The 26216-nt window shown below is 33.4% G+C and carries 23 protein-coding genes and 1 tRNA gene; 15 read left to right on the top strand and 9 right to left on the bottom strand.

Going from position 1 to position 26216, the window contains the following annotated elements; translation table 11 throughout:
• Positions 1 to 66 precede the first annotated feature (66 nt).
• Together ACNFIH_RS16770 and ACNFIH_RS16765 are read left to right on the top strand one after the other, a co-directional pair.
• Entirely contained in the window at positions 67 to 339 is a 273-nt protein-coding gene (locus ACNFIH_RS16770) for an HU family DNA-binding protein (RefSeq protein WP_012022249.1), read from the top strand.
• A gap of 128 nt (positions 340 to 467) precedes the next feature.
• On the top strand, positions 468 to 1028 hold the full coding sequence (locus tag ACNFIH_RS16765) for a YqgE/AlgH family protein (protein ID WP_026727618.1): 561 nt from the start codon (positions 468 to 470) through the stop codon (positions 1026 to 1028).
• Here the strand turns inward: ACNFIH_RS16765 and ACNFIH_RS16760 are convergent.
• On the bottom strand, positions 1025 to 1861 hold the full coding sequence (locus ACNFIH_RS16760) for an aminotransferase class IV (RefSeq protein WP_426483990.1): 837 nt from the start codon (positions 1859 to 1861) through the stop codon (positions 1025 to 1027). The genes ACNFIH_RS16765 and ACNFIH_RS16760 overlap by 4 nt on opposite strands.
• A gap of 54 nt (positions 1862 to 1915) precedes the next feature.
• Positions 1916 to 2308 carry an START-like domain-containing protein gene (locus ACNFIH_RS16755; RefSeq protein WP_026727620.1) on the bottom strand — a complete coding sequence of 131 codons (393 nt, stop codon included), beginning with the start codon at positions 2306 to 2308 and terminating at the stop codon, positions 1916 to 1918.
• Positions 2309 to 2461: 153 nt separating this feature from the next.
• Between ACNFIH_RS16755 and ACNFIH_RS16750 the strand changes: the two genes are divergently transcribed.
• The 8 genes from ACNFIH_RS16750 (at position 2462) to ACNFIH_RS16715 (ending at position 9683) form a co-directional block, all read left to right on the top strand.
• Positions 2462 to 2535 (top strand) — tRNA-Met (locus tag ACNFIH_RS16750).
• Positions 2536 to 2649: 114 nt separating this feature from the next.
• A complete protein-coding gene (locus tag ACNFIH_RS16745) occupies positions 2650 to 2907 on the top strand; it encodes a hypothetical protein (protein WP_035649773.1) in 258 nt (85 codons plus the stop codon).
• Positions 2908 to 3130: 223 nt separating this feature from the next.
• On the top strand, positions 3131 to 4228 hold the full coding sequence (locus tag ACNFIH_RS16740) for a DUF1214 domain-containing protein (protein ID WP_426483989.1): 1098 nt from the start codon (positions 3131 to 3133) through the stop codon (positions 4226 to 4228).
• 260 nt (positions 4229 to 4488) lie between these two features.
• Positions 4489 to 5007: an RNA polymerase sigma factor gene (locus tag ACNFIH_RS16735; RefSeq protein WP_142451833.1), complete on the top strand. Its 519-nt coding sequence runs from the start codon at positions 4489 to 4491 to the stop codon at positions 5005 to 5007.
• A gap of 47 nt (positions 5008 to 5054) precedes the next feature.
• Positions 5055 to 5264 carry a hypothetical protein gene (locus ACNFIH_RS16730; protein WP_142451834.1) on the top strand — a complete coding sequence of 70 codons (210 nt, stop codon included), beginning with the start codon at positions 5055 to 5057 and terminating at the stop codon, positions 5262 to 5264.
• 12 nt (positions 5265 to 5276) lie between these two features.
• Complete coding sequence (locus tag ACNFIH_RS16725) at positions 5277 to 6119, top strand: FecR family protein (RefSeq protein WP_426483988.1); 843 nt, start codon at positions 5277 to 5279, stop codon at positions 6117 to 6119.
• 101 nt (positions 6120 to 6220) lie between these two features.
• Positions 6221 to 8839 carry a TonB-dependent receptor gene (locus ACNFIH_RS16720; protein WP_426483987.1) on the top strand — a complete coding sequence of 873 codons (2619 nt, stop codon included), beginning with the start codon at positions 6221 to 6223 and terminating at the stop codon, positions 8837 to 8839.
• Between the two features lie 4 nt (positions 8840 to 8843).
• Entirely contained in the window at positions 8844 to 9683 is an 840-nt protein-coding gene (locus tag ACNFIH_RS16715) for a DUF4249 family protein (RefSeq protein WP_426483986.1), read from the top strand.
• Positions 9684 to 9736: 53 nt separating this feature from the next.
• Here ACNFIH_RS16715 and ACNFIH_RS16710 read toward each other — a convergent pair whose 3' ends face one another.
• The 3 genes from ACNFIH_RS16710 to ACNFIH_RS16700 all read right to left on the bottom strand — a co-directional run bounded on the left by ACNFIH_RS16710 (position 9737) and on the right by ACNFIH_RS16700 (position 12946).
• Entirely contained in the window at positions 9737 to 10321 is a 585-nt protein-coding gene (locus ACNFIH_RS16710) for a nucleosidase (RefSeq protein ID WP_426483985.1), read from the bottom strand.
• 91 nt (positions 10322 to 10412) lie between these two features.
• Positions 10413 to 11042 (bottom strand): MgtC/SapB family protein, encoded by a 630-nt coding sequence (locus ACNFIH_RS16705; RefSeq protein WP_426483984.1) that lies wholly within the window; start codon positions 11040 to 11042, stop codon positions 10413 to 10415.
• Between the two features lie 95 nt (positions 11043 to 11137).
• Entirely contained in the window at positions 11138 to 12946 is a 1809-nt protein-coding gene (locus tag ACNFIH_RS16700; RefSeq protein ID WP_426483983.1) for a glycoside hydrolase family 2 protein, read from the bottom strand.
• Between the two features lie 472 nt (positions 12947 to 13418).
• On the opposite strand from ACNFIH_RS16700, the gene ACNFIH_RS16695 reads away from it, so the two are divergent.
• The 4 genes from ACNFIH_RS16695 (at position 13419) to ACNFIH_RS16680 (ending at position 16788) form a co-directional block, all read left to right on the top strand.
• On the top strand, positions 13419 to 14885 hold the full coding sequence (locus ACNFIH_RS16695; RefSeq protein ID WP_426483982.1) for a glycoside hydrolase family 130 protein: 1467 nt from the start codon (positions 13419 to 13421) through the stop codon (positions 14883 to 14885).
• 144 nt (positions 14886 to 15029) lie between these two features.
• The gene (locus ACNFIH_RS16690; protein WP_426483981.1) at positions 15030 to 15593 is read left to right on the top strand and encodes a DUF6642 family protein; all 564 of its coding nucleotides are present in this window, start codon (positions 15030 to 15032) and stop codon (positions 15591 to 15593) included.
• A 2-nt stretch (positions 15594 to 15595) separates the two neighbouring features.
• The gene (locus ACNFIH_RS16685; RefSeq protein WP_426483980.1) at positions 15596 to 16516 is read left to right on the top strand and encodes a helix-turn-helix domain-containing protein; all 921 of its coding nucleotides are present in this window, start codon (positions 15596 to 15598) and stop codon (positions 16514 to 16516) included.
• Positions 16517 to 16587: 71 nt separating this feature from the next.
• Positions 16588 to 16788 (top strand): hypothetical protein, encoded by a 201-nt coding sequence (locus ACNFIH_RS16680; protein WP_426483979.1) that lies wholly within the window; start codon positions 16588 to 16590, stop codon positions 16786 to 16788.
• Positions 16789 to 16878: 90 nt separating this feature from the next.
• Here ACNFIH_RS16680 and ACNFIH_RS16675 read toward each other — a convergent pair whose 3' ends face one another.
• The 4 genes from ACNFIH_RS16675 to ACNFIH_RS16660 all read right to left on the bottom strand — a co-directional run bounded on the left by ACNFIH_RS16675 (position 16879) and on the right by ACNFIH_RS16660 (position 25254).
• Entirely contained in the window at positions 16879 to 18456 is a 1578-nt protein-coding gene (locus ACNFIH_RS16675; RefSeq protein WP_426483978.1) for a DUF5123 domain-containing protein, read from the bottom strand.
• A 30-nt stretch (positions 18457 to 18486) separates the two neighbouring features.
• Positions 18487 to 20277, bottom strand: a complete 1791-nt coding sequence (locus tag ACNFIH_RS16670) for a RagB/SusD family nutrient uptake outer membrane protein (RefSeq protein WP_426483977.1) — start codon at positions 20275 to 20277, stop codon at positions 18487 to 18489.
• Between the two features lie 20 nt (positions 20278 to 20297).
• A complete protein-coding gene (locus ACNFIH_RS16665) occupies positions 20298 to 23525 on the bottom strand; it encodes a SusC/RagA family TonB-linked outer membrane protein (protein ID WP_426483976.1) in 3228 nt (1075 codons plus the stop codon).
• Positions 23526 to 24087: 562 nt separating this feature from the next.
• Positions 24088 to 25254, bottom strand: a complete 1167-nt coding sequence (locus ACNFIH_RS16660) for an MFS transporter (protein ID WP_426483975.1) — start codon at positions 25252 to 25254, stop codon at positions 24088 to 24090.
• A gap of 103 nt (positions 25255 to 25357) precedes the next feature.
• On the opposite strand from ACNFIH_RS16660, the gene ACNFIH_RS16655 reads away from it, so the two are divergent.
• Entirely contained in the window at positions 25358 to 26191 is an 834-nt protein-coding gene (locus ACNFIH_RS16655) for an AraC family transcriptional regulator (RefSeq protein ID WP_035649811.1), read from the top strand.
• Positions 26192 to 26216: the final 25 nt, after the last annotated feature.

Raw genomic sequence — 26216 nt, 5'->3', positions numbered from 1 at the left:
AACGGATTTCCTACTAAATTTGTGTATTAACAATTTTTTTTAACCAACAATTAATAACTAATTATTATGAACAAATCAGAATTAATCGATGCTATCGCTGCTGATGCAGGAATTACAAAAGCTGCGGCAAAATTAGCTTTAGAGTCATTTTTAGGAAATGTAGGAACTACTTTGAAAAAAGGAGGAAGAATTTCATTAGTAGGTTTCGGATCTTGGTCAGTATCTGCTAGAGCTGCTAGAGACGGTAGAAATCCACAAACTGGAAAAACTATCAAAATTGCAGCTAAAAATGTAGTAAAATTCAAAGCAGGAGCTGAATTAGAAGGTGCAGTGAACTAAGTAAGAAAGTTCTCTAAACTTATAATATAATTAAAACCCTCCTTATGGAGGGTTTTTTTGTGCGGTTTAACGATTTTTTTTGGGCAGTTCGAAATTTTATGACTAAATTTAATAAAAATTGTAGCCGTATGATTTCAGAAAAATTAAAAAAAGGACACCTGCTTATTGCCGAGCCTTCAATAATTGGAGATTTATCTTTTAACAGATCGGTAATTTTATTAGCAGACCATAACAAGGAAGGATCAATTGGTTTTATCATTAATAAGCCTTTAAAATACACTATTAATGATTTAATACCAGAGATTGATGCGAACTTCAAAATATACAACGGAGGCCCTGTTGAACAGGACAATCTATATTTCATTCACAATATTCCTGAACTGATCCCGAATAGTGTCGAGATTTCTAATGGAATTTATTGGGGCGGTGATTTTGAATCCACGAAAGACTTAATAAACGACGGATCTATTAGTAAAAATAACATTCGTTTTTTCTTAGGATATACCGGCTGGGATGAGAATCAGCTTGAAAATGAAATGCAGGGAAACTCCTGGATCATTGCCGATAATAATTACAAAAACAAAATTATCGGAAAATCGACCACTCACTTTTGGAAAGAACAAATCATTGAGCTTGGTGGTGATTATCTTATTTGGTCCAACGCACCTGAAAACCCATATCTGAATTAATTTTCAGATATGGATTCATTTAGCTTCTGCACTAATAAATGAGCCAGATTGCTTGTAAAATCTTTTTTTCGATATTTAGTTATCGGTTGTATTCCCGTGATTACATTTGTCAGAAATAATTCGTCGGCTTTTTGAAGATCGAACGGTGAAATTATTTCTTCGGAAATTTCTATGCCTTCTACTTTTTTAGCTATGGCCAAAATTTGTTTACGCATAATTCCGTTCAAACATCCTTCAGAAATTGGAGGAGTGATCAATTTCTTCCCTGTAAGCATGAATAAATTTCCCTGAAGAGCTTCGACTACATTTTTTGTATCATTTACTAAAATGCAGTTAGCCAGACCATTTTCATGAGCAAAAATACTTCCCGTTACATTAATCATCTTATTAGTCGTTTTAATCGACGATAATAATTGTTTCGTCACATAGAAGTCTTTATACAAATCTACTTCATATTCAACCGTATTAACAACATACAGAGTACCTTCAAGCGGCGTTGCGTGAATTAAAAAAGAAACTTCATTTGTTTTTGGCAAATACAATCCGCCATCATTTCTATAAACAGTAATTCTGGCTCTTGCTGAATTAGAAATATTTTTTTCCTGAACAAGTTTTAAAATTTGTTCTTCAAAATACTCCATAGTAAAATTCATTGGAATCTCCATTCGAACCACACGCATTGAAGCCATTAAGCGGAAATAATGATCTTCCAGAAATAAAATTTTATTGTTTAAAATCTTCACTGTTTCAAAAACGCCGTCTCCATATAAAAAGGCACGATTTTGAGTTAATATATTTTCTTCCTGCGTTACGTTTCCGTTAAAATTGATCATAAAAAAACCCTGAATTTTGTTCAGGGCAAATATAAGGTATAAAATAGTTTTATACTAAACAGAACCTATAAGATGTTTTAGGTCTGAGATTTGATTCTCCCACAATTGTTTAGCCTCTCCTACTTCTTCTTTTTCAGCAAAATCAACTACCATTAAAGATACATCTTTAGTTAATTCGTCAACTAAAATATGAAGTTCAAAAAAATACTCCGTATCCTTACTGCTTTCATCAACCCATTTAAACTTTACTTTCTCACCCGTTTTTTTAGATGCCAAACGCGCTTTTTCCTGCGAGTCATTCCAAATAAAGGTAAAAAATTCACCTCTTGAATTTACATTGTCTGCAAACCATTCAGACAAACCTGAAGGCGTTGATATATATTGATACAATAATTGCGGCGAAGAATTGATCGGGAACTCGATTTCGTAACGTATTTTTGAATCCATGTGCTGCGTTTAATTTTTTCGAAATATAAGAATATATGTCCAAAAACAATGCGTTTTTAAAAATATTTTTTTTTCTTCATTTTATGCTTGTATGCTTTAATATTATTTTTATCTTTGCACCCGCAATGAGGAAATCATTCCACTTGTAGTCCAGGCGAGGTAGCTCAGTTGGTTAGAGCGCAGGATTCATAACCCTGAGGTCACGGGTTCAACTCCCGTCCTCGCTACAACAGGTAAAACCCTTAAACAGCAATGTTTAGGGGTTTTTTATTTGAATTAACTCATTATTTTGCAAGGAATTTTATTAAATTAGTACCTTGCACAAAGTAATTTACACACGTATGGATATAGTTAAATTTAAAATCACATCTAAAACAATAAAAGTCGAAGTACGAAATTCGAATAATTATGTTTTTAACTTTAATACTGCTTTAGAAATAGAAAAAGCAGATAGAGATGTTTTATTAAAACTATATAATGCATTAGATCTTCTTTTTAAGAAAGAAGCTACCATCGAAAACAAAAACTACATTTCGCCAAATCAAACGAATATTCTGGATCAGATTTCTGCAGCTGACAGTTTACAGAATGAGGAATAAATATTCTATACAAATAAAAAAAGCCCTTAAGCAATATGTTTAAGGGCTTTTTATTTAAACTTGGCTTTCCTTCAATAATAACTTCACAAAAAACAAATTCCACAACAACATAAAAACCACTTAACCAAACAATTAAAACATAAGACTTAAAATAATTTCATAACTTAGTAAGCAGAATTTTACAAAAAATACTTTTTTTATTTCTCATTAAAACTTAAATCTTATGAAAATCAAACAGAAATTATCATCAGGAATGGTTTTATTAGTTTTATCATTTCTGGCTTTTGCCTGCAAAAAAAATCCAGCAACGAATTCTGAATCAACAAAAAAAGATTCAGTCGTTACAACAACAGATTCTTTATCTTCAAAAAGTGGCGATCTTGTAACTGCCGCTAATTTTAATCGAGCAGAAACCGATTTGTATTTTAGCACTTCTGTTAAACAATCAAATGGTACTGGTGCTATTTTTCATTTCAGAACCTTAATGCCCATAGATAATCAAACTGTTATTCGTGCCAATCGCGATGTTTTATATTCGTCTGGTGTTTTTGATCTCGACGCCGGCCCCGTAACAGTTACACTGCCAAATCCAGGCAAACGATTCATGTCGATGCAGACATTCGACCAAGATCAATATTCCGAAACTTATTATGCGCCCGGAACTTTTACTTTTACTAAAGAAAAAGTCGGCACACGTTACTTAATGTTAGGAATTCGAACCTTTATCAACCCAAATGATCCGAAAGATTTGCCAATTGTAACCGCTTTACAAAATGCAATTAAAATTGACCAAAAAGAGAAAGGTACTTTTGAAATTCCAAATTGGGATAAAGCAAGCCAAAAGAAAGTTAGGGATTCATTAATTGAAGTATCCAAAAAACTATCTGACACAAAAGGAATGTTTGGTCCAAGAGGAAAAGTAGACGAAACACTTCATTTAATTGGAAGTGCTACCGGATGGGGAGGAAATCCTGAAAAAGATGCTCTTTATCTTTCAGTCAATCCTGCCAAAAATGATGGAAAAACGGTCTATAAATTAAAAGTAAAAAATGTACCAGTTGATGGATTTTGGTCTGTAAGTGTTTATAATAAAGACGGCTATTTTGAAAAAAATGATCTTGACGCTTATACATTGAATAATATTACTGCAAAAAAAGATGCTGACGGATCTGTAACCATACAATTTGGCGGTTGTGACGGAAAAACACCAAATTGCATTCCAACAGTTGCTGGCTGGAATTATTGGGTAAGACTTTATCGTCCGCATAAAGAAGTTTTAAATGGCACTTGGAAATTTCCTGAAGCTCAAATTGTCAAATAATACCATTACAACATATTTCATTGCATTGTATACAAAAGCCGTTAATTTTTTAACGGCTTTTTTTGTTCTGTAGATTATTTCGAAATAAAAAACAATCTATTTTTTGTAACATTTTCCAATATCAGCGTCAAAATATAGAATTTAATTGTGGTTCTTTGCAACTTGTTACATTCGCAATTGAAATTGATCAATTTTTGAATACAATAATATTGAAACCAATGAGTTTAGACTAGTTAAAAACTAGTTGCTATATTTTCGTTATGGACAATAAAAAGTTTATCTCAAGTTTAAAAAAGGGTAATGAAGCCGCCTTCAAAGAGGTGTATTTCAATTACTATGATAAATTGATAAGCATTGCCAGACGATTTAACTCTTCTGTACTTACACCTGAAGATTTTGTTCAGGAGACTTTCATACGATTATACAACAAAAGAGAATTACTTAACGAAGATGTTTTGCTGGACAAACAATTATTTGTCATCTGCAAGAATATCATTCTCAATCACATTAATAGAGAAAACAAAATAATTCAGCTTGATCCTCAAGTTGATATCTTACAGGAAGAAACTGATTCAACAGTTTTTGATGAGAGAAGTGAAAAATTACACAGTTTCATCAATCAGCTTCCGGAGCAGCAACAAAAAATATTTACTTTACACAAACTGGAAAACCTTAGCTATAAGGAGATTGCAGAAATTACGGATCTTTCTGAAAAGACCATTGCCAATCATATTTATCTTGCCAGTAAATTTATTCGGAAAAAAATCGAAAACCATTAGGAACTTTTTTGTTCTCGTTTGTTATATATAAAAAACAAGAACAGAAAATGCATATTGAAGCATATAAAACCAATGTCAAAACAAAAAAAGACGCAAGTTTACTTGTCGCTCTTTTACAATTCGTCATTTCAGATTGTATCATAAATTTCGATAAAAAAGGTCAGGAAACCATTCTGAAAATCGAAACCAATCGTGATATTAAAGAAATGGTTTATCGAGTTTTCAGCAAACAAGGTTTTCATTGTCAAATCATTTAATACCCCAAAATCATGGATAAGGAAAACTTTGACGAAGAATTTAAAAAATTATGGGACGAAACTCCTGTTTCAAATTCTGACAACGATAAAGAAGCTTGCTGGAAACAATTCCATTCAAAAACTTTTGCTACGAAGAAAAAGAAAACAAAACCTTGGCGCTATTATGCGGCTGCAACAGTTTTGCTTTTTGTTTTGATTGGAAGTGGAATTTTCTTTAACAATAAACCTCAACCAAAAAATGTAATTCTTGCCGAAAACGTAATTGAAAATACCTCTTCAAAAATAAAATCTGTTGTCTTGCCAGATGATTCAAAAGTCGAATTGAGTCCGAATTCTAAAATCACTTATGGACATAATTTTGCTTTGAATCGAAAAATTGAAATTGATGGTCTTGTCTATTTCAAAGTAAAAAAAGACAAACAACATCCGTTTCAGGTTTTTTGTAATGAAACGACAACTACCGTATTAGGAACTTCTTTTACAGTAAATGAAACTGAAGATGAAAAAGTAACGGTTGAACTTTATGAAGGAAGTGTTCAGATGAATGTAAAAGGCCAAAATCAAAAATGGATTTTGAAGCCGGGAGAAAAATTCACTTACGGAAATCAAACTGCTTCGGTAACTGAATTTAGCCGATTCATTGACTTTGACAATCAAAAACTTTCTGAAGTAAGCCAATATATTGAAGAAAATTATGGTTATAAAGTAATTCTTCCGAAGGAAAATTTAGATCAGAAAATCACAATCCGAATCAATAAAAAAGAGGATTTAAAAATAATTGTACAATTAATATCAGAAATGTATAACCTAAATTTTGAAATAAATGAAGATTTAAAACAGATTACTTTTCAGTAGAAAAGAAAAAAGGATGCAAGCCGCGAAACTACACATCCTCCTTATAATCAGGATAACACGAGGTTATTCCATTTAATAATAATCCAAAAATACAAAATTTCATGAAGCATATAATTTCAGCATGCTTTTTTTTAATCAGTTTATTGGCGTCTGCTCAAAAGGTGACTGTAACTGTAGATAAAAACGTAACCTTAAAAGAATTCTTTAAGCAGATTGAAAATCAAACCGATTTTAAATTTGCTTTTACAGATCAAATCGACACCGATAAAAAATATTTCACCAAGAAAAACACATACAAGCAAATCGAAGTTGAGAAACTGATTTCAGAATTAAACAAAACGGCAACGGTACAATTTTCTATTGTTGGCAATAATATTTTTGTGAAGCAGAAATCTCAATCTCAAAAACAAGCTAAAAAAAAAAGCAAGCTGAAAGGCCAGATTATTGATGATGAAAAACAACCCGTTATTGGTGCCAATGTTTTTATTAAAGAATTGGAAACCGGCACCGTAACGGATTATAATGGAAAATTCAGCATTGAAGTCCCAAATGGCACTTATACTTTTGTAATTAGCTACGTTGGATTTAAAAATCAGGAAAAACAAATTACAATTTCTGATGATGCTAATATTAACTTCAATATTGAATCTGATAGTCAACAATTAGGCGAAGTTATTGTAACTACAAACAAAGCTACTGATATCAAAAACACGCAAATGAGCGTTAATAAGCTTTCGATGCAGGAAATAAAAAGAATTCCTGTTGCAATGGGCGAACCAGATCCTCTAAAATCGATTTTGACTTTGCCGGGAGTTACCAATGCAGGAGAAGCTTCATCAGGGTTTAATGTGCGCGGAGGCGCTGCTGACCAAAATTTAATTCTTTTAGACGGAGCACCTGTTTATGCAGATTCGCATATGTTTGGATTTTTCTCGATTTTCAATGCCGATGCTATTAGCGGTTTAGAATTATACAAAGGCGGAATTCCTTCAAAATATGGAGGACGTGTTTCTTCTGTTTTGGATGTTACGCAGCAAACCGGAGATTTTCAAAATTATAAAGTAAATGGCGGAATTGGAATAATTTCTAGCCGACTTTTGGTTCAAGGTCCAATTCAAAAAGACAAAGGCTCGTTTATTCTTTCTGGCCGAGCTTCCTATGCGCATTTATTTTTAAAATTGGCCGACAATAAAAATTCGGCTATGTTTTATGATTTGAATGCCAAATTCAATTATCGCTTTAATGCTAATAATACTTTGACTTTTTCTGGATATTTCGGAAATGATGTTTTTGACATCAACGATCGTTTCTCTAGCAAATACGGAAGTACAATGGGAATTTTAAGTTGGAAACATAAGTTTTCAGATCGCTTAAACACCAATCTTTCTGCATTTTACAGTGATTATAAATTCAATTTAGGACTTTCTTCAGAAAATTTTGAATGGGATAGCAATATCAAAAGCTACGGTTTGAAATACAATTGGTTTTATCAGCAATCAGAAAAATTCAAAATCAACTACGGAATTGATGGTTTGTATTACAATTTTAATCCGGGAGTTGTGCAGCCAACAAGTATTGATTCGCAGTTTAATTATCAGCAATTGGACAAAAAATATGCTTTAGAAACTTCTGCATTTATTGATTTTGAAAATCAAATTACAGAAAAACTAAATTTCAGATACGGACTACGCTATAGCATGTTTTATCGTTTAGGTTCAGAAGAAATCAGTACTTATGAAAATGGTCAGGCTGTTGTTTTTAATCCGCTCTATAATATTTATCAGGAAGGAACTCCAACGGGAACAATTTCTTATGGAAAAGGAAAGAAGATAAGCAGTTTCAACAATTTTGAACCTAGAGCCGCTTTGTCTTATGCTTTTAATGATAACACTTCGATTAAGGCAAGCTACAACAGAATGGCGCAATACATTCATATTTTATCAAATACGCAATCTCCGCTGCCAATGAGCATTTGGACACCGAGCGGACCTTTTCCAAAACCGCAAATGCTGGATCAATATGCAATGGGTTATTTTAAAAATTTCAAGGATGGCGATTATTCTTTTGAAGGAGAGCTTTTTTATAAAAATGTTAAAAATCGAATCGATTATATTGATGGAGCTGATGTTTTGGCCAACAACAATATTGAACAAGTTATTCTAAACGGAAAAGCCAGATCATACGGAATGGAATTATTGCTTAGAAAAAACACAGGAAATTTTACCGGATGGATTTCTTACACTTTGTCACGCGCAGAACAAAAAACACCTGGAAGAACTCCTGAAGAACCGGGAATCGCAAACGGTGACTGGTATTTATCTGGATATGACAAACTGCATAATTTAAGCGTTGTTGGTAGTTATGAATTCAGTCCAAAATGGTCATTTAATGGTAATTTCACTTTACAATCAGGTCAACCGGTAACGTATGCAAATGGTTATTATGAATTTGGAGGTATTCATGTTCCTAATTATTCTTTGAGAAACGAAAACAGGCTTCCTCTTTTCCATCACCTTGATGTCGCTGCAACTTATACGCCAAAACCAGAAAAAAAGAAAGGATGGCAAAGCTATTGGGTATTTAGTATTTACAATATCTACAACCGAAAAAATGCAGCTTCAATGAATTTTACAACAAACGAAGATACTGGACTTAATGAAACTCGAAGACTATCCATCTTCGGGATTGTTCCTGGAGTTTCTTATAATTTTAAATTTTAATGCGATGAATAAATTAAAAAAATATAAAGTCATGAATAGAGCATTGGCATTTATAAGTCTGATTTTGGTTCTGTTTTTTAGTTCCTGCGAAGATGTTGTAAATCTGGATTTAGAAACCGGCGAGACCCAAATTGTAATCGATGCCGAAATTGTCTGGAAAAAAGGAACTGCTGGAAATGAGCAAACGATAAAAATTAGTAAAACAGCTCCTTATTACAATGGTTCAACACCAAAAGTTTCTGGAGCACAAGTTCGAGTGGAAAATAGCAATGGTGATGTTTTCACTTTTACAGAAACGGCGACTGGAGTTTATAAGTGCACTAATTTTGTTCCAGTCATCAACATGGATTATAAATTATTTGTTCAGGCTGAGGGACAAAGTTTTACTGCTGTAGAAAAACTAACTTCAGCAACACCAATCGATAAAGTGGAGCAGAAAATTGTTCCTGATTTTGGTGGAGAAGATGTAATTGAAGTCACTTTTTATTACAAAGACCCAGCAGATCAAGTCAATTTTTACTTAACCGATTATCAAAGCGAGTTTTTAATATTTCCGGAATACGAAATAACAAATGACGATTTTTATAATGGAAATGAAATCAGTACAAGATATTCGCATGAAGATATGAAGCCCGGAAATACTTTAAACATTTTACATCGAGGTATTTCTAAAAACTTTTTTAATTATATGAAATTAATTTTAGACGCTTCAAACTCAAATCCGTTTCAGGTTCCGCCGGGAAATATTAGAGGAAATATTGTCAATACAAACAATGCCAATAACTACGCATTGGGCTATTTCAGACTTTGCGAAGCAGATGCTGTTTCTTATGTTGTGAAATAGATTGTTTTACAAAAACACAAAACCCTTAACTTTCATGTTAAGGGTTTTTATATTTAAATCAATCCTAAAATTTTTCCGTAAGCTATTGCGGCTTTATGAACCTGAATCGTCCAATCTTCTGCTGCATTATCATCGGCTCCATCAGAAATATATTTAAGGCATAAAAACGGAATATTTTCTTTCATTGCAATCATCGCCAAAGCATAAGCTTCCATATCTACAACATTATATACGTGAGAAGAATGCTCCATTTCGAAATTATCGCCAGTTCCGCAAATACCTTCCTGAAGATTATCCATTAGCAAACCATATTCTAAAACCAGAGGCAAACCTGATAATGGCGTTTCATATAATGCAAAACCCAAGCCCCGAACGTCCATATCTCGTTGCACAAATTTGGTACAACAAATTACATCTCCTTTTTGAAAACTGCTACTTCCTGCCGATCCTAAATTTATAATTATTGAAGGTCTTTTATTTTGAATTGCTTTTGACAATTCATAAGCTGCATTAACTTTTCCGATTCCAGTAAATACAACATTATTTTCTTTAAAAACTTCTTCTGCTTCAGATTCAAGAGCAAAACAGAATAATATATCTTCAACGGCAAAAGATTCCGTTTGATTAATTTTTATCATGAGAGATTTTAATTTCAGGTCGCAAAAATACGCTTAAAATTGTTTATGCTACATTAATGAAAAGTTCTTTTTACAAGAAGAATTATTTATGTCACAAAATCAATTCTTCAAAAATTGGATCTTGCAAAAGTGCTGCAGAGAGCGATTCCATTTCATGTTTAGAAGCATGAACCTGCCATTCTAAAGTTATATGATCCAGATTACGACGTTGGATAACCAATTTTGATTTTATTGAGTAGTCAGAGAACAATTCTTTACATCTTTTATAACCGTCATTGTTGCGGTTAAATGTAACACGAAGGATTTTATGTTCATTACTAATATCTATCTTATCTTGAAGAACGGTAAGAAAAGTTAAAATCAAAAGAATCATCAATGCAGCGCAAGCCGAAGCAAAATAATAACCCGCTCCTACTCCCATACTCACAGCCGCGACAGACCATATTGTAGCCGCTGTTGTAATACCTGTAACGTGATTATCTGACCTGAAAATAACTCCAGCACATAAAAATCCTAGACCAGTTACAATGTTTGAAGCAATTCTGTCTGCGTTTCCAGGTCCGCCAATCCATTGAGACATAAATGTAAAGAAACAAGCGCCCACAGAAATCATTATTGTGGTTCGAAGACCTGCCGCTTTTCCTCTATATTCTCTTTCAGCACCAATTAAAGCTCCCCAAAATGCAGCTAAAAGCAATCTGATGACAATTTCTACTTCCATTTAAATTGTATTTTTCAAGTTAAAATTACGCAAAAAACACAAAACCTTCAAAATCAAAATGACTCTGAAGGTTTTTAACTTTTTAGAAAATGTTCTTAATTATTCTTGTATTCTTTTTCCTTTTGGGCATACCAATCTTTCATGACATAAAAAGCTTTCTTTTTTATTCCGTTACTTGAAATTAAACCTTTTCGATTAAAGAAATCCTGAATGTTTGGCAATTGTCTTCTTGGTGATCTAAAGTCAACTAAAATCCAAGGTGAAACTCCCGCCAAACCTTCAATACGATTGAACATTTGAGTATTCTGAATATACAATTCTTCCTGATATTCTTCGTTCCAACGCTCTTTCTTGTCCCCATGCAAACCTTGCAAAGCTTCACCTCCAAATTCACTCACAATAACGGGTTTGTTATATGGAATTACCCATTGCATGTCCTTGCAAGATTCGTTTGTTCCTCTGTACCAGCCTAAATATTGGTTAAAACTTACAATGTCAACATATTCATTCATATTATCCTGAAGTGTATTGATGTTGTTTGGGCTTTTGGTTACTTCCATCGCCATACTGATTAATCGGGAATTATCTTTTGTACGCGCATATTTTGCTAATTTACTTAAGAAAACATCTCTATCATCACCATGAGGAGTTTCGTTTGCAATCGACCAAATTACAATTCCGCAACGATTTTTATCTCTGTAAATCATATCATGCAATTGATGTTCTGCATTTGCATAAGTAGCTGGATTTGTCCATGAAATTGTCCAGTAAACCGGAACTTCTGACCAAATCATCAATCCCATTTTTTCGGCTTCTTTTACCATATTTTCATTATGAGGATAATGTGCTAAACGAACATAATTGCAACCTAATTCTTTTGCCCATGTCAACAAAGTATGAGCATCTTCTGTAGACCAGGCTCTTCCGGACCTGAACGGCGCTTCTTCATGAATACTTATTCCTCGCAAAAAGACTTTTTTACCGTTTAACAAAATTTCTTTTCCTTTTGTTTCAATAGTTCTAAAGCCAATTTTATCCGCAATATTTTCATCCGCTTTGCTGATTGTTACATCATATAATTTTGGATTTTCAGGAGTCCATAAAACTGGATTTGCTTTTAATTCAAAATAAGCCATTCCTTTGGCATCAGTTTTCACCTCTTTTTTGATTTTTAATTCGGGAACAGAAATCGAAACCGACTGATTTGCCGTTTCACTATTCAACTTAACCCAACCCGAAATTTTTCCTTTTTCTTTTTTATCCAATTGAACCAAATAATCTTCGATATATGTATTTGGAACCTGAGCCAGAGTAACATCTCTAGTAATTCCACCATAATTCCACCAATCCATATTTACCGTTGGAACATTATCTTTATGGCGTTTATTGTCTACTTTAACCACTACAAAATTATTTCCGTCAACCAATAAATTGGTTACATCAAAATTAAAAGGCGTATAACCGCCAATGTGAGTTCCGGCTAATTTTCCGTTTACATAAACTTTCGCATCATAGTTAACCGCCCCAAAGTGAAGAATCCCTTTGCTGTTTGCATCTTTTTTATAATTAAAGTCTTTTTGAAACCAAACTGTTCCTTCATAAAAAAACAATCTTTCATCCTTTGAATTCCAGTCTGACGGAATATCCATAACTGCTGAAGTTGCGAAATTATACTCCGACAATTCTGAAGTATTGAATTTTTTGTTTTCAAAAAATCCATTGTCTTTTAAAGGCATCAAACGATAATCATAATATCCATTTTCAAGTGGATCTACAATATAATGCCATTTTCCGTTTAAATTAATATTATTTCTTGCCGAAATATTAGATAACAATGGAACTTCCTGAGCCATTGTTTTTCCAATAAACAAAAAAGCATAACAGAGCAATGTGATTTTTCTCATAACTAAAAACTTATTTTTTTGATTTCTTAAGACTCTAAAGTTAAATTTTTATCACAAAAATTAAGGTTACAAAAGTTCAGATTTTTTTCAAAACACCCCATCAAATACTTATCAATTATAGGCTAAAAACTGCCTTTTAATGCGTTTTGAGCTAGATATTATTAATTTTTATAAAAAACTAATGATTCTAAAAGTTTGCTTTTCCTTATAAAATTGAAATTTTACTTTTTATCTATTTTTTAAACCACCTTCTCTATATTATTTACCCTAAATGTTTAAACGCAAATGCAAAATTTTTAATAATAAAGTTTTTTTTCGTTCTCAAAATCACTAACTTGTTTATGCTTAAGAACATGATACAATAATTTTCTTGTTCACACGCTAGTATTCTATATTTCCCAAAGCAAATTAAAATTACCCCGAAATAATTTTACTAAAAACACTTATTTATTGTACTTAAAAAAGTAAAACTATGCGAGTATCCGTTGTCCGAAAAAACATAAAATTTACCCCAGATTCGAGAAGAGTTGTTGCCCGATATTTTATGAACGGCGATGAGCGAACCCAGCAGATGGTAATACGGATAATGGCACTTGATGAAAAACAGGTTTATGAAACACTCGAGCAGACACTTCGTGAATTTGCGAGAAGACACCGAAATATTTCTGCCATATTTTTTCGACACTGCGAACTAATAAAACCGCAGATTGAAGCCATGCAAATTGACTACGAAGCATTGTCACTCAACAGAAAAATGCTGATAGGATCTTATTGCACTATGGAATATGCAATCGAATCTGCTGCCATTTTTAATCCTTCAATTATAGAAGATTTTGATCAATCGGGACTTGAAATTGGCGAAAAACGAATTATTATTTCGTTTAGAGCAACCGGAGAAGGACATATTTCTTCTATCGTTTTTAGAAGAGGAATTCTTGACAAAGACAATAATTTACAGATAATGAAAATTGGCAATCAAATTGATAAAGCCGAAATTGAACATAAAACATTATTGAATAAAGAACGATTTCTGACAAAATTGTCTGAAATGCATACCTCGAACAAATACATCGACCAAATTATGCAGGATTTGCCAGATGCATTTGAGTTTGTTGTTTTGAAAAACATGGTTAATACCGCTTTAAGTGATCCTTCAATTCGTCAGGAAAGAAGAACTGCATTAGAGGAAATAATATGGCTTGCCAATTCTTTCTATGATGTTCAGTTCAGTCACGATTCAGATATTACAGAACGTGTCATTTTTCCAATTTCTGATTCTGAAAGCCGTGGTATAGAAGATGCCCGTTTTGTACGTTTCACAGATGATGATGGTTCTTCTCGTGTGATGGCAACATATACTGCATACAACGGACATGCGATTTTACCAAAACTGATTTTGACCGAAGATTTTTACTCGTTTCGAGTATTGCCTTTACATGGTGATGGTGCACAAAATAAAAATCTGGCGCTATTTCCTAAAAAAATAAAAGGCAAATATGCGATGCTTGCCCGAATTGATGGCGTCAACAATTACCTTATGTACTCCGAAAGAGCAACTCAATGGAACAATCCGATTTTATTGCAGAAACCAAAATACACTTGGGAATTTACACAAATTGGAAACTGCGGATCACCGCTCTGGACATCAGAAGGCTGGCTTGTAATTACGCACGGCGTTGGAGCAATGAGACGTTATTGTATCGGGGCTTCACTTTTTGATTTGGACGATCCTTCAAAAGAAATTGGAAGACTCCGCGAACCATTGCTTGCACCCTTAGAAGATGAACGAGAAGGCTATGTGCCTAACGTAGTTTATTCCTGCGGTGCTATTATTCATAATAACAGCCTTATTTTGCCATATGCCGTTTCTGATTATTCTTCGACATATGCCGTAGTTGATTTAACGGAACTGCTGGGAGCTCTTAAATATGGTCAATAAATAGTTAGTATTAGGTTTCCTAAACTTTAATCAAATCAAAAATCCACGTTAAAATCTCAATGTCATAACAGTTTTTCCGTCTAAAAAAATACTTTTGTCTAAAACCACATTTCTATTTTTAAAAGAAACGAAAAAGACATTCGTATGGAAAACGAAAAATTTATTTTTTGCCTCGAAGGAGTTCCTGATGTTGATGAGGTTACAACTACCGATGTGGTTAAAAATCTGGAAGAAATTGCTATCGACCAAGGTATTTCCAGTATTCATAAAACCTGTGATACGATTGAAGGTTTAGAGGAAAGTTTGAATACTCTTTTGTATGACGACCATAATTTTAAGGATTATGAAATCATTTATTTGGTTATGCCCGGACAGGAGAACAACATTTGTCTTCACGATTATTATTACAGCATCGAAGAAATAGCCGAGCTTTTTGAAGGAAAAATGAAAGGAAAAATTATTCATTTTGCCAATAAAAAACGACTCGACCTCAACGACGACGAAGCACAATATTTTCTAGATATTACCGGCGCACGTGCTATTTCAGGTTATGGATCTTCTTATAATAAAATAGCCAGTTACAGTACAATCGATAAGGCTTTTTTTAGTCTGTATCAGGAAAATGATGATCTTACTGAAGTGGTTGAAGAATTGTACCAAAAACATTATGCACTTTGCAAATTGCTTGATTTTAGATTGTATTATTAAAAATGAAATCAAGGTCAATTGAGAAAATAAAAACGTATACTCCAAAAGGATTTCGAGAGAAGTTTTTAGGAGAAAACAATCCTATTCATTTACTTTTTAAATCGAATTCGGATCATTTTTTCTGTCTTGAAATTGAGGAAATGATGCATATGCAACATCCAGTTCCCCCTTCTAAACATTCTTGCCATACTTTGATTTTTATTTCATCAGGTCAGCATGTTATGAAATTAGGATATCAGGAATATACAACCATCAATAATGAAATAATTGTGGTGCCTGCAGGCCAAATCTTCTCGCTTGATAATGTTAATAATATACACAGCGGCTATATTTGCCAATTTCATCCCGACATTCTAATTGGAAAATTCGGAAATCGGGAAATGCTTAACGATTTTGACTTTTTAAAAATTTCTGGAAATCCAAAAACAAAATTATCTATTGAAGATGTGCCTTTAATTACAACTATTTTTAATCGCTTACAAAAAGAATACAACGATACAAATCTTGCAGACTTGAATATAGTTCAAACTTATTTGATTGCCTTGTTTTATGAAATGAATAAAAACTCGGTTAAATTTTCTAAACCTATTTCGGCTGCAGAAATCATCACTAATAAATTCAAAGAATTAATTCATCTTCATATAAAAAACCAGCATCAGGTCAATCATTATGCTTCATTGCTTAACGTTACTCCCAATCATTTGAACAAATGTGTAAAAACAGTAACTGGAAAATCTGCAGTAAAATGGATTGATGAGAACATATTATTGGAAGCCAAATATTTACTCTTTCAAACTACACTTTCTATTAACGAAATTGCAGCACAGGTTGGTCATGAAGATCAGTCTTATTTTAGCCGGTTTTTCAAAAAACACGAAGGGATTTCTCCAATTCAATATCGAAAAATGATTGATAAGTCCTAATTATTGATTATACAATCCTAGCAATTACTAAGACATTTTTCAGAAATTTGCCCGTTCAAAAAATGCAAATTATGATTTATGTATTTAAAACTTCCGTTGACAGTCCGTCAAAATTAGAATCGGCTTCGGCCTTGCTTCACGAAATATTGCCAGAAACTTTATGGAATTTTGACCTTGAAGACTGTGATAATATTTTGCGAATTGATAGTGAACACGAAATAGTCAATTTAATATTAAACAATGGCATTTTCGATTGTATTGAATTAGAATAATTCGGCAAGTTCAATAAATTTCATTTTCTATAAAACAAAAAAGGGATGCAGTTTAGTACTGCATCCCTTTTCAAACTAACTATAAAATATTTATTTAAGCCAACGCGGGTCTCCAATTTTATTATCAATCAACGTTTGATTCTGTACTTTAAAGTTTCCTGTAGCAGCACTTACAAACTGTGGGTCTAATGCAGTTGCAGTTGCTGATAAGTCAGGTCTGTTATTAGCAAGCGCTCCAGCAGTACTATTTAAATTTGGACAATTAAAATAATTATTACTTACAAATGTTGGATTTGGTGTTGCAGTCTCTCTTGTATATGGTGCTGCCGTATTCGAAAACAATGTATTGCGTACCGTAATTGAACTAGTAGTAACAAAACGAGTATACAAAATTCCGTTAGTGTTCGCAGCAATCATATTCGGATTATTGATTGTACAAGCATCAATTACAATAGTAGAAGTTAATCCTGTAAGCCCCGCATCTGCACGAATAAAATATCTAGCTGTTGCAACATTATTAAATGTACTGTTTTTAAGAGTAAGTTTCGCTAACTGTGAACCTCTAAAATCTATAAACTCTCCATTAGCTGTTAATATATTTGTAACAATTGAATTATCTACTGTTATCGAAGACACTTTTGCAGCATTTAAATTGGCACTAATTAATGATATTCCGTAATCATGAATATTGCAACCGCTTATTAAAAGATCGCCATAAGAAACACTATTGTCATTGTATTTTATTACAGAAACAGCTGCGGCACCAGCGCCTTTATCACCTTTTAAATCTAAATCTATCAAACTAAGATTAGCCGATCCCGTAACCATTACAAAATTCACATGCAGTTTCGGTTTGTTATCTACGCGCAATCCTCGTAATGTGATTTCTTTATTTATGTTAATTGTTCCAACTTGATTATCTGCTATATAATCACCCGGCATTAATACCAAAACAGATCCAGCAGGTGCGTCAATAATTTTTTGCAATAAATTATCATCCGCTTTAACCAAAATTCCTGTTCCAATATCGATACCAGTTGTGAAAGTTGCTGTACCACGTTTCTTAGTTCCGTTTAACAAAGTAGCTGTATAAGCTGTTTCACTTGTAAGACCTGTCACTACAGCTACTCCTGCAGTTTTTTCAGCCGCAGTAATTGTGTGAGTAACGTTGCCTGGTTGCAATGTAATTTGTGTAGCGTTTGTATTTGCAGGCCATCTTAAAGTTACTTGCTTAGCTTCAATGTCTGCTGGCAGAACCGCATATAGCAATTGCTCAGACAAAGTTGTAGCAGTAGTAACCGACCATTTAGAATCTTCAAGACCTGTTGAACTTACTGCTTTTACTCTAATTGAATAAACTGTTTCTCCTTCAAGTTGCACTTTTACAGGCAATTCATCTGGAGCAACATTTACTGTTTTATAAATGGTTTTAAAATCAATATCATCTGCACTAAATTGCACTACATAATGATCTGCATCTGGTTTTACAGTCCAATTCAATTCAACTGAAGTCTCATTTCTAACTGTCGCTTTTAGTTCAATTGGAGAAAACGCTCTGTTTACATCCAAACTGTCAATTACTTCTTCTTGAAAAGTGTCACAAGAAGAAAGAGTCAACATCAGAGCTAATGCAGCAAATACTCCTTTTATTATATATTTTGTTTTCATAATTATACTTTATTAATTTTCAGAAACTTATTAATACCCGTAATCATTAGTCAATTTTCCGTTGCTTCCCTCAAGGAACACTTGCCATATTGGCCAGAATTGTCTATTGTCAGGATTAACTCCTGGTTTGTACAAAGTATTGATCTTAGTATCGGCTGCCGCACCAGTCCATGTCCATGCAATGCTTGTGTAACCAGCTCCCGGATTAGTAGTTTCTCCTTTGTTCAAACCATAAATATCAAGACTTACGTTATCTGCTTTGAACTTATAGTATAATGTTGTTGGAACAGTTGCATAATTTCCTGTATGATCTGCTAAACTTTTCATGTTCACTTTAGCTTCGTCTAATTTTGCTTTAAGTAAATTCCAACGAATAAGATTTTGTTTACGCTCCATTTCACCTGTAAACTCATATTTGTTTTCATCAACAAGCGCTTTAAACATTGCATCTTTTGTTGACTTACTATTTACATAATCTTCAACTTTTGTTGCCTGATCAGCTGTTGCAAATGCTCTTCTTCTAACTTCTTTTAAATATGGTGCTGCTGCAGCTGGGCCTTCTAATTCATTTGCAGCTTCAGCCGCAATTAATAGAACTTCGGCATAACGCATATAAATTTTATTCACTCCATCATCGTTTGTTGAAGTAACAAAACGTGTCATCCACTCATAACGGTATTTCCCGAAATACCATGTATTTAATGTTCCTAATTCTTGTTTTGCGATATTATTGACAGCTGTTCCGTATTTGTAAGGAACACAAGTTACATCTCTTCGTGTATCTTTCACGTCGTAATCATAGAATACAGTTGGAAGCGGTCCCGCAGTTCCTCCGCGGTTTGCTCCATTGGCATGGAATTGATCATTTGTAGTATGGCGAACAGCAAAAGTAAACAACATACGGCCTCTACCATCTGAGAAAGGAAGTTCCCATAACGATTCTCCTCCTGCAACAATATATTCCTGATTGTATTTTTTCCAAAATGTTTCAAATGAAGATTCTAAATGCGCAGATCCACTTGCAATAACCGAACGAGATTCAGCTAAAGCCAATGCATACATATTAGCAACTGACAAAGCAGGATCAGTACTTCTTCTGATACCGTCAGGATATTGTTGATAACCACTTGCAACCATTGCTAAACGAGCACGTAATCCTTTTACAAAAGCTTTATTAATTCTCTCTACACTAGTAGTTTCTTTAATTTCACCTGGCCAAGGAACCAATGTTGCTGCTTCACCTAAATCAGCTAGAAGCTGTTTATAAATTTCATCTCTGCTTGTTTTTCCAACATAAATAGTTGCATTATTTAATGGCTCAAATCTTCCAGGCACATCTCCCCAGGCTTTTACCAAATCAGCATAATAAATTGCTCTTAAAGTCAGCGCCTCTCCTAATAAATATCCTAATTGAGATCCCGGAGTTGGATTACCATAAGCACGCAAACCACGAATACAAATGTTAGCACGTTCAATACCTGAATACATCATTGCCCAAGCATTATTAGTAGTGTTCATCTGTGAGTTATTCGGTTTTGCATCATAAGTACATAAATCCGAAGCATCACTTACAGTTTGCGAAGAATTGTACCATTCTGTATCTGTGTTCAATCCGTAAAAAGGAAGAAAACGTCCTCTATATGAGTTGGTTTCTGCAAACGGAATCTTAATACCGTCAATTGCGGCTTCGGCTAATCCTGGACTAGAAAAAATAACAGATTCATCTAATGTCGATTGTGCCGGAGCATCTAAATAATCGTCTGAGCAAGAAGCAAAAAGGCTTGCAACAAACATTCCTGCTATTAATATTTTATGTTTCATCTTGTGAAAGTTTTACTGAATTAAAAATTAAGGTTTAGACCAAAAATTAACTGTTTGCTTCGCGGATAAGCTGAATAATCAACTCCCGGTGTGTAAGGCGTATTTCTTCTAGTTGAAGATTCAGGATCTGGACCTGAATAATTAGTCCAAACAAAAACATTACTAGCTGTAAAATAAAATCTTAGTTTAGAAACTCCTAAAGCAGAAATTAAATTGTTTGGCGCAGTATAACCTAAACTTAAAGTATTAAGCCTCAAGAAAGAACCATCCTCAACAGCCCAGTCGCTAAAAACATAACGAGGCATGTAAGGCGACCACATTGTAGTATTAGCATTTAAAGTAGTCAATGCAGCAGGATCTGTTACTAATTGTCCAGTTGAAGGATCAAGATTTGTCCATCTTTGTCCGTCTGCCATCTCAGCACCTAAATTTCTATATTGTCCATTTGGAATTGAAGTTGCAAATTCAACTTTGTTTGCATTATAAACATCGTTTCCAATACTCCAGTTAAAAGCTGCAGAAAGATCAAATCCGTAAGCATTTGCATTCAACACCATACCACCAGTGCTTTTTGGATTTGCATTTCCAATAACAGTTAAATCATTTGCATTTACTTTTCCATCACCATCAATATCTTTTAATTTCATAGCTCCTGGTTGCATTTTGCCCACTACTGTACTACCATCTGGTACTCCACCTTTTAAAGTATAAGCTCCGGCTGCATAATCAAAGTCGCTAACTTCATAACGTCCATCACTCTTATATCCATACATGATACCTAATGGCTGACCAACGTTTACTAAATAATCTCCAGTAATTGACGAAGAAGCCCATCCTGATGATGCAGTAAAGTTATTCATTACACCAAGCGAGTTAATTTTGTTCGTATTAAATGCAGCGTTGAAAGATAAACTTACTCCGTACTTTTCTCTTTCAATAAGATTAAGGTTTAAAGTTGCTTCAACCCCGCTGTTTTGAATCTCCCCCATGTTTCTGTATTGATTATCATAACCTCCAGAAATTGGGAAAAGCATTAATAAATCTTTTGTCTTATTTTTATATACTTCGACAGATCCTGTCACTTTATTTTTGAACAAGTCAAAATCTAAACCGATATTTTGAGTAACAGTTGTTTCCCATTTTAAATCTGGATTAGCCATTGTTTTAGAAGCTGCCCAGAAATTATCAACTCCATTGATCCAAGTAGATGTAGAAGAGATAAAACTTTGAACCATTTGTCCAGTTGGAATATTATTGTTTCCAGCCTCACCATAACTCACTCTTAATTTAAGCAAATTGATCCATGAAGCATCTTTCAAGAATTCTTCTCCTGATATTTTCCAAGCTGCCGCTGCCGCTGGGAAAAATCCCCATTTATTATCTCCTAAGAATTTACTAGAACCATCGGCACGATAAGTCGCTGTAAAAAGATATTTGTCTTTATAATCATAATTAGCACGCCCGAAGAAAGAAAGCAATTTGTCATCTGGAGAATAGAAATTATCAACTGAAACTGGAGTTCCCTGAGTAGTCAATTTTTTAGCCTGATCTAATTCAAAAGATAATGGATATCCCTGAATTGTACTTGTAAGGTCATTTCTCTTATATTCTATAGATTCTTCTCCAAAAAGTAATTTCAAATTATGATTTTCTCCAACTAATTTTTTCAAATCATAATTAAGTGTGTTCGCATTTCTAAAACGAGTATCTTTTCTGTCTGCCATTATCATAGCTGGCATTCCTTGTCTTTCTGCCGCAGGGTTATTTTTCACATAATATGTTGTACGTCCGTAGAAACGATAATCTTGAAAGTTATAATTATCTAAACCTAATTCTGTTTTAAAAACCAAATCCTGAGTCAATTTCCATGAAAAACTTCCTAAAGTATTGAAGTTTTTTCTAAACTGCTGACGGTTATTATCTACAATTGCCACAAAAGGGTGTGTCAAATTGTTTGCTACAGCTTCGTCTGTATCATCTGTAGTCAAACCCGGAACCGGGATTGGAGCATATCCAACAATATTTTTTAAACGAGAATCTGCTGATGAAACCTCATTTTGCTCATTCATACCTGCACCATTAATTTCAGTATCTGAATAACGCACTGTAAAAGACAAATCTATTTTGTCAGAAGCTTTGCTGTTTAAAGCAAGAGACAAGTTGTTTCTGTTGAAATCTGATCCCATCATAATTGCTTTTTCATCATAATGAGCATAGTTGAAATTATAGTTTATTTTATCAGAACCTCCGCGGATAGACAAGTCACGGCTTTGAACTTCACCTGTACGGCCAAAAACTTGTTTTTGCCAGTCGTTTCCTTTCATACCTTTGTACTGGTCATAATCTTGCCAGTTACCAAAATATTTTGTGTAAGAACTTGGGTTACTCAAAATAGTTTTATCTGTTTGATCAAGCAATGCATATTCATATTGCCATTTCACATAATCCTCAGGAGATGTAACAGGAATAGTATTAGCCATCTGTTTCATTCCGTAGAACATATTAAAGTTTACTGCTATTTTACCATCTTTACCTTTTTTCGTCGTAACAATAATAACTCCATAAGCTCCTCTAGAACCATAAATTGCAGTTGATGACGCATCTTTCAATACGGTCATTGTTTCAATATCAGAAGAAGAAATATCATTGATATTGTTTACAGGAAATCCGTCTACAATATATAATGGAGATGCATCCTGACTTAAAGATCCGTTTCCACGAATTCTGATCTGAACATTTGAGTCTGGTGAACCTTCAGAAGAAGTTACTGATACTCCGGCAATACGTCCTGTTAAAGCTTCTGCAACGTTAGGAACCGGAATCTTGCGCACTTCATTTCCTGAAAATGTAGCAACTGCTCCAGTTAAATCAGATTTCTTAGATGTTCCATATCCAATTACAACAACCTCATTCAAGTTATTAGAATCTTCTGCTAAAACTACATCTACTTTAGTCTTTCCCGCAACAGGAATTTCTTTAGTTCCGAATCCGATAAAAGAAAAAGTTAAAACAGCTTTAGGGTTCGTTAATTTGATTTTATAACGTCCGTCAAAATCAGAAGAAACCCCATTTTTTGTTCCTTTTTCAAGTACATTAACTCCCGGCAAAGTAAGTCCGGCAGCATCCTTAACGGTTCCCTCTATAGTTGTAGTCTGTGCATTTACCTGACTACTCATAAGCAAGCACAATAAGAAAACAAGTGCAGAGCAATAATTTGCTCCTTTGTTTAAAAATTCTTTAAAGTTCATGGTTTATTGTTTAAGTTATTAATTGGTTAATGGTAATTTATGTGGTTTTGAAATTCTAATTTTTTATTGTTATGTGGTTTTGATTTTTAAAAGACCTAAGCAACTGCAAGGTTTTTCAATCGATTTCGTTTTAAAAAAACAATTTGAAATAAACAGAAATCAAATCATGTAATCGATTACACAAACATAGATATTTTTTTTATATAAAAAATTAATTTTCATAAAAATTTGCTAAAAAAAATTACATATCAAAAATAAAAGCACTTTTTTATACCACATATGTAATTTATATTATGAATAAATAGTAATTATATTATTGTGATATATTAAATTCTTTCGTTTTTATCAAAAAAACAATCGATTACATGAAAAAAATATCGTTTGCGCAAGACATAAAAAAATCTGGGCACACAAACTATACAAAACCTAAGACATCAATAAAAAACCAACCAATTCCTACAACCATAGAAATAGAATACTTTCATAAATCTTAAAATAAAGCATAAAAAAAGTCCTTAAACAATTAAGCTTAAGGACTTTTGAAAAGTATGTTAGTTAATTTTTACGCTCTTTGAAGCTGCAAATTTGCTTTATGTTTTTGCATTAAAGTAAATGTTATAATCATTCCTGTTACAGCCATCACTACTCCTATAAGATTTGGAGAAGCAAAATCATAACCTGCCGCCAACGGAAGTCCACCTAAAAATGCTCCTAAAGCATTTCCAATATTAAAACTTCCCTGAAGCGCTGCCGATGCAATCATCTCAGCATCTTTGGCCGTTTTAATCATAAGCATTTGTATAGGTGCAATTACTGAAAAAGAAATCGCTCCAGTTAAAAATGTCAGGAATAATGATACATATTGATTAAAAGAGAAAAAGTAAACCATTAGTAAATCAAGTACCATTATAAATAGTAAAGCCAAAACGGTTGGTGCCGGTAAATATTTATCGGCTAATTTACCACCTGCAAAATTCCCTACAACCATTCCAAGACCAGCTAATATCAATATATAAGAGACATCTTCAGGTGAAAATTTAGAAATGTTTATTAATAAAGGTGCAATGTAACTGATCCATGCAAACAGTCCGCCAAAACCAATAGCAGTAATTCCGATAATCAACCAAGCTTCTGTTTTCTTAAAAAACTGCAATTGTGTTCTCATATTTACATCACCGGTTTTTTCCAGATTTGGCATCCATAAAGAAATAAACAGAAGAGTCAATAGACCAACAAAGGCGATTAATATAAAGGTATAACGCCAAATAAAATGGTGCCCTATATAAGTACCAATTGGTACACCAATTAAATTTGCCAAAGTAAGTCCGGCAAACATAATAGAAATAGCCTGAGCTTCTTTTCCTTTATCAGCCAAACGGCTTGCCACTACTGCTCCAACACCAAAAAAGGCTCCATGTGGTAATCCCGAAAGAAATCTCGAAGCAAATAGAAAATTATAATTTGGCGCAATTATCGAAAGTGCATTAAAAACTGTTAGCATCAACGCTAATATAATAAGCATTTTTTTTGGCGGAAAGTTGCGTCCTAAGATTACTAATAAAGGTGCGCCAATAACAACACCCAAAGCATACGATGAAATTAAATATCCGGCAACCGGAATTGAAACTTTCATATCTGAAGCAATATCAGGCAATAAACCCATCATTACAAATTCAGTTATTCCAATAGTTAAGCCCCCAAGCGAGAGCGCAATAAGACTTTTTTTCATTTGTTTTACACAAGAAAGTATTAGACTTTCTATGATGCAAATTTAACACCGTTAAGCGCAAAATAAGTTGTATATTTACGACATAAAATTGTAAATTTAAGTCATGCCTAAATTAAATCAGTTTGAAACTTTAGTGATTCATGAATTTGAAGACGAGAAATTCCATCTTCCACCGCATACACATACCTATTACGAAATTATCTATATTAAAAAAGGAAGCGGTATTCATCATTTGAATAAAAATCTTCTCCCTTATAAAGCCGGTGATTTGTTTGTGATTTCTCCTGAAGACGAACATTATTTCGACATCAGAAAAAAGACTCGTTTTGTTTACATTAAATTCACCGATAATTATTTCAATTCGAAACAAAATTTAACTTGCGACGAATTCCTGGTAAATACGCCCGAAAGTTTCATGCGAGATAAAATTCTGAAAGAAACTGTCCTGAAATTTGATGAACCCTGCAAAACTATCTTAGAAAATACAGTCGCCAATATTATAGCGTACGATCAATATGTTGATGTCACTTCTTCGCCAATCGTATTTTATCAGATTCTCTCCATTTTTGGACTAATTAAAGAAACAATACGTGGAATGAATCTTCAGTTGAAATCGACACATATTGACAATGAACAAATTGCAAATTACATTCATCAAAATATTTATCAGCCAAAACTGGTTCAGATTAAAGTAATTGCAGAGCATTTTAATATTGCGCCAACTTATTTCAGCGCCTATTTTAAGCGGACTTTCTCAATAAGTTATCGCGATTATATCAATAATCTGCGAACTACTTTGATTGAAAAACGAATTCACAACAATCAGTTGCCTATCAAACAAATTGCGTATGAATTTGGTTTTACCGATGAAAGTCATCTGTCTAATTATTTTAAGAAAAGAAAAAACATGAAGCCAACAGATTTCAAAAAGCTTTAGTTATTGAAATCTTAAAACACATTTG

The sequence above is a fragment of the Flavobacterium sp. 2 genome (assembly GCF_049949195.1).
In the GTDB taxonomy this organism is placed as follows: Bacteria; Bacteroidota; Bacteroidia; order Flavobacteriales; family Flavobacteriaceae; genus Flavobacterium.
Note: the sequence above shows the minus strand (reverse complement) of the source record. Positions and strands in the feature narration are given on the sequence as shown.